An 8,554-nucleotide genomic window follows, 5' to 3' on the forward strand; every position below is an offset into this window, starting at 1 on the left:
AGAGAGGGGCGGGCCACTGCTGAGGTCCGGTCGTCGTCGCCGGCTGGAACGCGGGCGGCAGCGGCGGCAGGCCCGGTACGGCCGGTCCACCGCCCGGGGCGCCCGGCTGGGCGGGCTGCGGCGGCCACGGCTGCGGGACGGCCCCACCGGCCGCCGGCGCGAAGCCGTGTCCGGGAGCGGCGCCCGGGGCGGGCGCGTGGTCCTGCCCGGGCAGGGAGTCCTGCGCCGGGGCGAAGTCCGGCGCGGGCGCGGGGTTTTGTACGGGTGCGGGGTCCTGTGCGGGCGGGGCCGGCCGGTCGTCGTCGCCGGAGCCGTCGGCACCACCGGCGACCGGCTCGTCGCTCCGGCCGCCATCGCCGCCCGTGTCACCGCTGTCCGCGCCGCCGCCGCCCGTGTCACCGGCGTCCGCGTCGCCGCCGTTCCCGCCGCCGCCGTGACCGCCCTCCGGGGCCTCGTCCTGCGGCTCCGCGGCGGCACCGGCCCGGCCGGTCCGCTCCTCGCCGGCCGGTCCGCCGTCCACCGCACCGGTGTCCGGCGCCGCCCCACCGTCCGCCGTGCCCCCGCCGTCCGGTGCGGGGGCGCCCTCCGGTACGCCGCTGCCGCCGTCCGCCGTACCGCCGTCCCCGGAGCGCTCTCCGGCCCCGGCGGCCGTCCGGGCCTCCACGAGCCCCGCGATCTCGTCCGCCTCCTGCTTCAGTTCGGCGGGGGAGAAGCGCATCGTGGCCCCGCTCTCCGCGCCGCCGCCGCCGAACGGCTGCGCCGCGGGAGCGGGCGGCGGGACGGGCACGTGCGCGGCGGNCGGNGCNNATGCGATNGTCNGTGCGGCTAGATGGGTATAAGGAGTGGGGCTGGAAGCCGCCGCCCTGCGGCAGACCGGGGACGGCGACGNNGGNNGCNCGGNCGGCGGCGGGGGGGACGGGGCCGCGCCCGGGGACGAGGGCTCCGGGCCCCCGGCGTTCTGCGTGTACCAGGCGGGCGGGGTGTAGTCGATGGTGAACTCGCCCGTCATCTCGGCGGCGTCCATGTCGGACGGATCGTCGACGGGAGGAGTGTTCCATCCCCGGTGGAGCTCGTCCCGATCGCCGTTCACTTTGCCTCCTGGTGTGGTCGAGCACCCTTGTGCCGTCGTGGGTGTGGGCGACCGTTCCTGTCGTCCGTGGCCCGGCTCCCCGCCCCGGCGCGCACCGTGCGCCCGCGCGGGGTGGCGGCCGGCCCTTCACACCCTAATCGCCGACGGCGCCCGTGTGTCAGGCCCGTCCGGCCGCGAAGGCGTCCCCGGGAAGGCGGCCCCCACCGCCAAGTGACGGACCGGAACCTCTGCGTGAGGGCGCGCCAGAACGGAGGGCGCCGGGAACCCGCGTACCGACAGGGTCTCACCTTCCCCGGAACGGGCCGCCCCACCGGGGTCCGCGCCGGCCGGAGACCGGCGAGAACCCCTCTCCACGGGAGCGGGCCCCGCCCGCCCGGAATCCCTCCGGACGGGCGGGGCCCACGTCCGCCGTCGTACCGGCGGTTCACTCCAGACCGACCCCCCAGGGGGTCACTTCAGGTCGAACTCCCCGTCGCGCGCGCCCAGTACGAACGCCCGCCACTCCGCCTCCGTGTAGCGGAGGACCGTGTCCGGATCCAGCGAGGACCGCATGGCGACCGCGCCGCCGGGCAGGTAGGCGATCTCGACGCGCTCCTCGTCGGGACTGGTGCCCGGGGCGCCGTGCCACTCCACCCCGGAGATGTCGAGGGCGTACAGCTCGTCCTTCTCCTGTGCGCTGCCCATCGGTCGAGTCCTTTCGTAACGGCTGGGATGAGCGCGCCCCCTCGGGAGCCCGCCCGGTCGACCGCGACCGCGACCGCGGTCCGCGTCGCCTCCCCGGCATCTTAGGGCGGTGCGCCCCCTGCTCCGGGGCCGTTCGACAAACGGCCCCGGGCCCCGCGCCGGCCCGCGCCGCGGCCTCAGTCCATCCGCCGGGCCGCGCCCAGCAGACCCGTCTCCGCGTCGGTGCCGCCCGTCATCACCCAGTGCCGCTCCCGCCCCGCGCACCACAGCGTCACGCCGTCCGCGAGCGTCGGCAGGGCCTCGTACTCGGCCCGCGCCAACCCCAGGATCCGGCCGATCTGCTCCGCCTCCTGCGGGGAGACCCGCTGCACGCCCACGAGCGTCGCGGCGCGCATCAGCCGGGGCGCGACCGGGCTCAGGTACGGCAGCAGCGTCAGCACCGACTGCCACGGCGACGACACCACCCGGCCGCGCGGCGGGCGCATTCCGCAGTCCCGGACGACCAGGACCGGGCTGCCGACCGTCGCGCCCATCGGCGGCACCCGGCCCACGTCGTGCAGCGTGACGCACTCCAGGCCCGCGCCGGCCGCGTGCGCCAGCGCCGTCCATGCCTGCGCCCGGCCCGTCTCGACCGCCACCCGGGCACCCGTGCCCGCCGCGCGCAGCGCCAGCACCTGCGCCGTCCACAGACCGCCGATGAGCAGCACGTCGTACGGGGTGGAGCGGTGGAAGCCCACGATGCGCGGGTTGCCTTCCGCGTCGTCCCCGATGACCACGCCGTCGTCGCCCACCGGCAGGGACAGGGCGTCCAGGCCGCCCGCGACGACGGTGTGGCCGGCGTGGCGCGGGCCGAACAGTCCGCGCGGCGCGCGGGCCGACCGTGTTCCGAACATCACCGCGTCCCTCCCAGCGGCAGCGTCGCCAGCACGCCGGGCAACTGCTCCCGGTCCAGCCGCGCCAGGCCGACCTTCGCGGACCGGGCAGCCTGCTCCAACGCCCGCCGCACACCGATGAGTTCACTGTCCGAGCCACCGGTGATCCGCACGTACCCGGACACGTCCACCGCGTCCTTCCGCGCACCGCGGCGCATCGTCAGGCCGAACGTCGTCGCGTACGCGGGCGTCGCCGTCAGCAGCGACACCAGCCTCGCCAGCGGCGACCCCTCGCCGCCCGCCGGAGCGGGCCAGCGGCCCACCGCGTACGTCGTGTGCCAGCGGTCGTCGCACCGCCACACCCGCGCCGTCTCCACCGTCCGCCGCTGCGGAGTGGCGTCCGGGCGGTGCGCGCGGGCGGCCAGCCGCGGGCTCGCGCACGCCGCGGTCGCCATCGTGGAGTTCAGCTCCTCCTGGTCCAGGACGACGGCCTCGAACCCGGCGCCGGTGATCCTGCTCGCCACGTGGTCCGCCGCGCGCACCAGGCACCGCTGGGCGCCCTGGAGACCGCCGCCGCGCGCCTCCACGGCCTCCCGGCAGCGCTCCGGGTCCAGCTTCAGCGCCACCCACGTCATCCGCAGGGCGGGCGCCCCGGTGCGCTGCTGCAGCGGTGCGTACGAGAGCCGGGCCACCGCCTGCTGCGGCAGGTGCGGCGCCGGCGCGGAACGCACCTGCTGCACCAGCTGCACCGACTCCAGCACGATGTCGTCGACCTCCAGCGCCCCGCCGAGCAGGGACATCGGGAGCGTCCGCGCGCCGAACGCGGGCCTCGGCGCGGCGCCGCCCGCCTCGACCCGCACCACCGCCGTCAGGAACGTGCCGTCACCGAGCATGCCGACGGTGCGGCGCTTCCGGTCGACGTACGGGAACGGCCGGAACCCCGGCAGCCCCTCCACGAGCGGCGCCAGCGACGGGTCGACGTCCACGGCGGCGGGCGCGGCCGCCCGGCGGCGGGCACGCAGCGCCAGCGCCGTCGCCGACCAGTCCGGCACGGTCTGGCCGCGCCGGCGCACCACCGCGAGCAGCACCAGCACCACGGCGACGGACAGGGTCGGGATCAGCCACAGGCCCCGCAGCGCCACCCCGACCACGGCCAGCGCCAGGGCCAGTTCGACCAGGACCAGCTGGCGAAGCCGGAACGGACCCATCCGGCTGCCCCGCGACAGCGGACGCGGAGCGGCGGACGCGGAGGCCGGGACCNGGGNGGGGCNGGGGCCCGCGGCCCGGCGGCCGCTGCCGCGTTGCCGGTGGGAACGGGCGGGGCGCCCCTCGCCGGAACGCCTCGTGCGCGCACGCGTCGCCGTACCCATCGCCGCGTTGCCCCCTCGTGTCCTGAAAGCCAAAACCACACGGCCGTCGACCGGGCGATCACCCTACCTGAGGGGAGCGGGCCCACCGCCAACAGGCATAGTAGGAGGGCGGTTACGACGGCCGGCGCCCCCTGGCACCAGGGGACGCGGCGGCCCAGCGGGGAGAGGGACAGCGGACACATGGCATCGCGTCGGGACGAACTCAACGCCTACACCTTCGCGAAACGGAGACTCGTCGCCCAATTCGTCCAGCCCAACTCCACCGGCTCGGAGGAGAGCGCCCCCCGCCCGCTGCGCGCGGTACTGCCCGGGATCATCGTGGGCGTCGTGGTGCTCGCCGGGTTCGGCGCGTGGGGGATGTTCCGCCCGGTGGCCCCGAAGAGCTGGGACACGCCCGGCGAGAACGTCATCATCGCCAGCAAGTCCACGACGCGCTACGTCGTCCTGAAGACCGGGAAGACGCGGCAACTGCACCCGGTCCTCAACATGGCCTCCGCGAAACTCCTGCTCAACCCCGACAAGGGCACCGTCATCAAGGTCGACGAGTCGGTGCTCGACAGCGGGAGGATCCGGCACGGCGCCACCCTCGGCATCCCGTACGCGCCCGACCGCCTCCCCGACGCGAAGGAGGCCGGGGCCGCCAAGCGCTGGGCCGTGTGCGAACGCCCCGTCGAGGGCGGCCGCGCCATCCAGAAGGCGGCGTTCGTCCTCGCCGACCGCGAGAAGGACAGGACCGAGGGGGCCGGCCGGCTGAGCGGCGGCGACCTGCTGTACGTCGAGGGCCCCGCCCCCGACCGCACCCGGTACATCGTGGACGCCGGCGGCACCGCGTACCCGGTGGAGAAGAACGAACTGCTGCTCCGCCAGCTCGTCGGCCAGGGCCGCACCCCGCAGCGCGTCTCCGCCGGCTGGCTGGAGACCCTCCACAAGGGCGACGAGATCACCTTCCCCACCGTCGACGGCGAGCCGAACTCCCCCGCCGGCGTCCCCGGACTGGACCCCGCGGTGAACCGGGTCGGCATGGTCCTCACCGCCACCGACGGCACCAGGAAGCAGCAGTACGTCGTCCTGCCGGGCCGGGTCGCGCCCGTCTCCGACTTCACCGCGAAGCTCCTGCTGAACAGCCGCGAACTGATCGGACTCGGCCAGAACGGCCAGGCCACCTCCGTCAGCGCCGCCGCCTTCCGGCCGGGCGAGGCGTTCGGCCGCGACAAGAAGTGGCCGCGGGACGCCCCGAAGCCCGTCAACTCCGCGAGCACCGCCGACGGCAGCCGTAACACCGTCTGCAACGTCCTGCACGAGGTCGACGAGGACGACGGCTCCACCACCCTCGGCACCTGGGCCGGGGAGGACTTCCCGGCGCCCTTGCCCACCGGATCCAGCAGCGCCTACGTCACCCCCGGCACCGGCCTCCTCTTCCGCCAGTTCACCGGCTCGCGCACCGACGCCGGCTTCCTGTTCCTCGTCACCGACACCGGCCTGCGGTACGCGATGCAGTCCAACGGCGACAACCCGGCCGACGACTCCGGCATCGGCTCCTCCGGCTCCGCGGAGGAGCGCAAGGCGAGGCTCCTGGAGGCCCAGCAGGCCCAGAACAGGCTCGGCTACAAGGACGTGGACCCGCGGCCCGTGCCGGCCGCCTGGTCGGCGTTCCTGCCGACCGGCCCGCGTCTGTCGACGGCGGCGGCGCGGCAGCCGCAGGGATCCTGAGGCGGAGGCGTACACCATGCGGTCCACGAACAGGCGGCGCGCGAACCGGCGCCGCACGGCGGTCCTGGCGGCAGCGGCGTTCCTCGGGATCACCCTGCCCGCCCCGCCGGCCGCGGCGGACGCGGCGGACACCCCCGGCCAGTGCACGTACCCCGCCAAGCCCTACGAGGGCCGCCCCTGGGCCCTCCAGCGGGTCCTGCTCGACGAACTGTGGAAGCAGTCCACCGGGAAGGGCGTCCGCGTCGCCGTCATCGACACCGGCGTGGACGTCCGGCACCCGCAGCTGAAGCCCGCCGTCGACGTGGGGAGCGGCGTCAACCTCATCCCGAAGGACGCCACGGACGAGCACGGCAACAAGGTCGAGCGCGGCAAGGAGGACGGCACCACCGACACGGTCGGCCACGGCACGAAGGTCGCCGGCATCATCGCCGCGCGCCCCATGAGGGGAACCGGCTTCGTCGGCCTCGCCCCGGACGCGACGATCATCCCCATCCAGCAGAACGACGCGGACGGCAACGGCACGGCCGGGACGCTGGCGTCGGCCATCCGGCACGCCATCGCCGAGGACGCCGACGTCATCAACATCTCCCAGGACACGGCGAACGCCATCGAGCCGACACCGCTGCTGAAGGAGGCCGTCCAGCAGGCCCTGGACGAGGAGATCGTGGTCGTCGCCTCCGCGGGCAACGACGGCCTCGACGGCAACGTCAAGAAGACCTACCCCGCCTCCTACGAAGGCGTCCTCGCCGTCGCTGCCTCCGACCGCAACAACGAACGCGCCGCCTTCTCCCAGTCCGGCGACTTCGTCGGTGTCGCCGCACCCGGAGTGGACATGATCACGACGGTGCCCGGCGGCGGGCACTGCGCCGACAACGGCACCAGCTTCTCCGCCCCGTACGTCGCCGGGATCGCGGCGCTCATCAAGGCCAAGCACAAGGACTGGACGCGCAAGCAGATCGTCGCCCAGATCCAGCAGACCGCGGAGCGCTCGATCGCCGGCCACGACCGGCTTGTAGGGTGGGGCGTCGTGGACCCGGTCCGGGCGCTGACGGAGGACGACAGACCCATCGAGGCCCCGGTCGCCCACGAGGGCGTCACCAAGGCGGAGCCGCCGACACCGGCCGAACTCCACCTGGGCGAGACGCCCGAGCAGCGCAACGCCCGCCTCGCGACGTACGTCGTCGTGGGCGGCGGCGTCCTCGTCGCCGCCATCGCCGGCACCGCGATCGCCCTCCGCGACGCCCGCCGCCGCGACCGCGCGACGGCGCGTCCCGCGAACGGGTGAGGCATCCGCACGACCGCACCGCGACCGAAGGGCCTCCTTCCGCCGACACTGCGGAAGACACGTGGCAGGTAAGCCACTTGGGACTGTCGGAGGCACTGGATAGAGTGACGCGCGTGCGATCGGTGAGTGGCACACGGGGTCCGATCGCCATGCACGACCGCAGGAACAACGGGGAGGGGCAAGGGCCATGGCCGACCTTGAACGCGGCGCAGGCGCGCTACGGAGTTTCCAGTCCAAGATCGACGCACTGCTGACCGAACTCGAGAGCGGCCCCGGCGGCAGCCAGAAGGTCGCCCAGCACACCATCGAACGCGGCGCCTTCAGCGGCACCGGCCTGCCCTTCGCGGAAGCGGACGGCTTCTTCAAGCAGTACGCCCGCGTCCACAAGGAACTGGTGTCCCTCTCCAAGCTCCTGGCCGACCAGATGGAGCTCCTGCGCCTCGGCGTCCGCGCGGCCGACGTCGGCTTCGACAACGTCGACGAGGAGACGCGCCAGCGCTTCCACGCCATCGACGCACGCCTGAAGGAGGCGGCGAAGGAGCACGAGAAGTACGAGAAGCCCGAGCAGAAGCACGAGAAGGCCGGCGGGCCGGAGCAGCCCCGCACGGACATGCCGAACGTCTCCAAGGGCCTGGAGTAACGCCGATGGGAACCGAAGACAAGAACCTCACCCCCGAGCAGTCACAGAGCCAGGCAGCGTCGCAGATCCAGGCCAGGTTCACCACCACGGACCAACTGGAGCGCTTCTCGGCCAAGCTCGGGTTTTTCGGCTTCGACAGCGGCCCCGGCGGCTTCTTCGGCAAGACGGACTTCGAGAACGCCCCGCTCAACGCCATGCTGGACCTCCTCGAAGCGGCCAACCCCTCCGACCTGGAGGCCGCCGGAACAGCCCTGGAGGCCGCCCGGAAGGCGCTCAACGACGCGGCGCGCGACCTGAAGAAGGACGCCGCCGCCGTGGAGCTGAAGGGCGAGGCGGGCACGGAGTTCCAGCGCTTCGCCGCCGACCTCGCGACGTACACGTACAACCTGGCGAGCTTCGCCAACGTCGTGGGCGCGCAGATGAAGGTCGCCAGCACCGGCCTGGCCTCCGTCCGCAACGCCCGCCCGCCCCGCGACAACCGCCCCGACCCGAAGAAGCCCACGGACTTCCCCCCGTCGGAGCGCACGGCGGACAACGAGGAGTACCAGAAGGCCGTCAAGGCGGAGCGCGACCGCCAGGAGGCCATCAATCAGATGAACCGCCTCGCGTCGTTCTACGCGGTCTCGGAGTCGACGCTCGCCTCCCAGGAGCCGCCGAAGTTCCCGGAGCGGCTGAAGGTCGACGTGCCGCCGCCTTCAGTGGGATCCGATAGAAATGAGACGCCGGGAAGTGCCGGGCAGCCGTCGATGGGTTCTGCGGGAGCCAGCACACCACAGGGTGCGTACCCGCGCCCGGCCGAAGCAAGCGGGCCGACCGGAAACACCGGGGCCCCCACGCTCGGCCCCACCCCGTACACGAAATTGCCGACGGTAGTACCGACACTGAACAATCAACGCATATGGA

6 protein-coding genes and 2 pseudogenes are annotated in these 8,554 nt (G+C 74.2%); 4 read left to right on the plus strand and 4 right to left on the minus strand.

What is annotated here, in order from left to right; all coding sequences use genetic code 11:
* Positions 1-901: 901 nt before the first annotated feature.
* The 4 genes and pseudogenes from MW084_RS19865 to eccE form a co-directional block, all read right to left on the minus strand.
* Positions 902-1,090: pseudogene (locus MW084_RS19865) on the minus strand (SCO5717 family growth-regulating ATPase); the annotation flags it as partial.
* Positions 1,091-1,540: 450 nt separating this feature from the next.
* Positions 1,541-1,774 (minus strand): DUF397 domain-containing protein, encoded by a 234-nt coding sequence (locus MW084_RS19870; RefSeq protein WP_010471541.1) that lies wholly within the window; start codon positions 1,772-1,774, stop codon positions 1,541-1,543.
* A gap of 176 nt (positions 1,775-1,950) precedes the next feature.
* Positions 1,951-2,667, minus strand: a complete 717-nt coding sequence (locus MW084_RS19875; RefSeq protein ID WP_039829487.1) for a hypothetical protein — start codon at positions 2,665-2,667, stop codon at positions 1,951-1,953.
* The coding region (gene eccE / locus MW084_RS19880; RefSeq protein WP_275563723.1) for a type VII secretion protein EccE at positions 2,667-3,906 on the minus strand (1,240 nt) is incomplete at its 5' end. The genes eccE and MW084_RS19875, both read right to left, overlap by 1 nt.
* Before the next feature lie 290 nt (positions 3,907-4,196).
* Between eccE and eccB the strand changes: the two genes are divergently transcribed.
* From eccB to MW084_RS19900, 4 genes and pseudogenes are all read left to right on the plus strand, one after another.
* Positions 4,197-5,726, plus strand: coding sequence for a type VII secretion protein EccB (eccB, locus tag MW084_RS19885; RefSeq protein WP_010471534.1), 1,530 nt, complete (start codon positions 4,197-4,199; stop codon positions 5,724-5,726).
* A gap of 16 nt (positions 5,727-5,742) precedes the next feature.
* Complete coding sequence (gene mycP, locus MW084_RS19890; protein ID WP_010471532.1) at positions 5,743-7,011, plus strand: type VII secretion-associated serine protease mycosin; 1,269 nt, start codon at positions 5,743-5,745, stop codon at positions 7,009-7,011.
* Between the two features lie 187 nt (positions 7,012-7,198).
* Positions 7,199-7,651 carry a hypothetical protein gene (locus tag MW084_RS19895; protein WP_010471530.1) on the plus strand — a complete coding sequence of 151 codons (453 nt, stop codon included), beginning with the start codon at positions 7,199-7,201 and terminating at the stop codon, positions 7,649-7,651.
* A 5-nt stretch (positions 7,652-7,656) separates the two neighbouring features.
* A pseudogene (locus MW084_RS19900) lies at positions 7,657-8,554 on the plus strand (WXG100 family type VII secretion target); the annotation flags it as partial.

It is taken from the genome of Streptomyces sudanensis, assembly GCF_023614315.1.
GTDB classification, from domain to species: Bacteria; Actinomycetota; Actinomycetes; order Streptomycetales; family Streptomycetaceae; genus Streptomyces; species Streptomyces sudanensis.

Bases quoted from the DNA above. Each gene is read 5' to 3' on its own strand.
- mycP (WP_010471532.1), top strand. From the start codon at position 5,743: ATGCGGTCCACGAACAGGCGGCGCGCGAACCGGCGCCGCACGGCGGTC.
- eccB (WP_010471534.1), top strand. From the start codon at position 4,197: ATGGCATCGCGTCGGGACGAACTCAACGCCTACACCTTCGCGAAACGG.
- MW084_RS19870 (WP_010471541.1), bottom strand. From the start codon at position 1,774: ATGGGCAGCGCACAGGAGAAGGACGAGCTGTACGCCCTCGACATCTCC.
- MW084_RS19895 (WP_010471530.1), top strand. From the start codon at position 7,199: ATGGCCGACCTTGAACGCGGCGCAGGCGCGCTACGGAGTTTCCAGTCC.
- MW084_RS19875 (WP_039829487.1), bottom strand. From the start codon at position 2,667: ATGTTCGGAACACGGTCGGCCCGCGCGCCGCGCGGACTGTTCGGCCCG.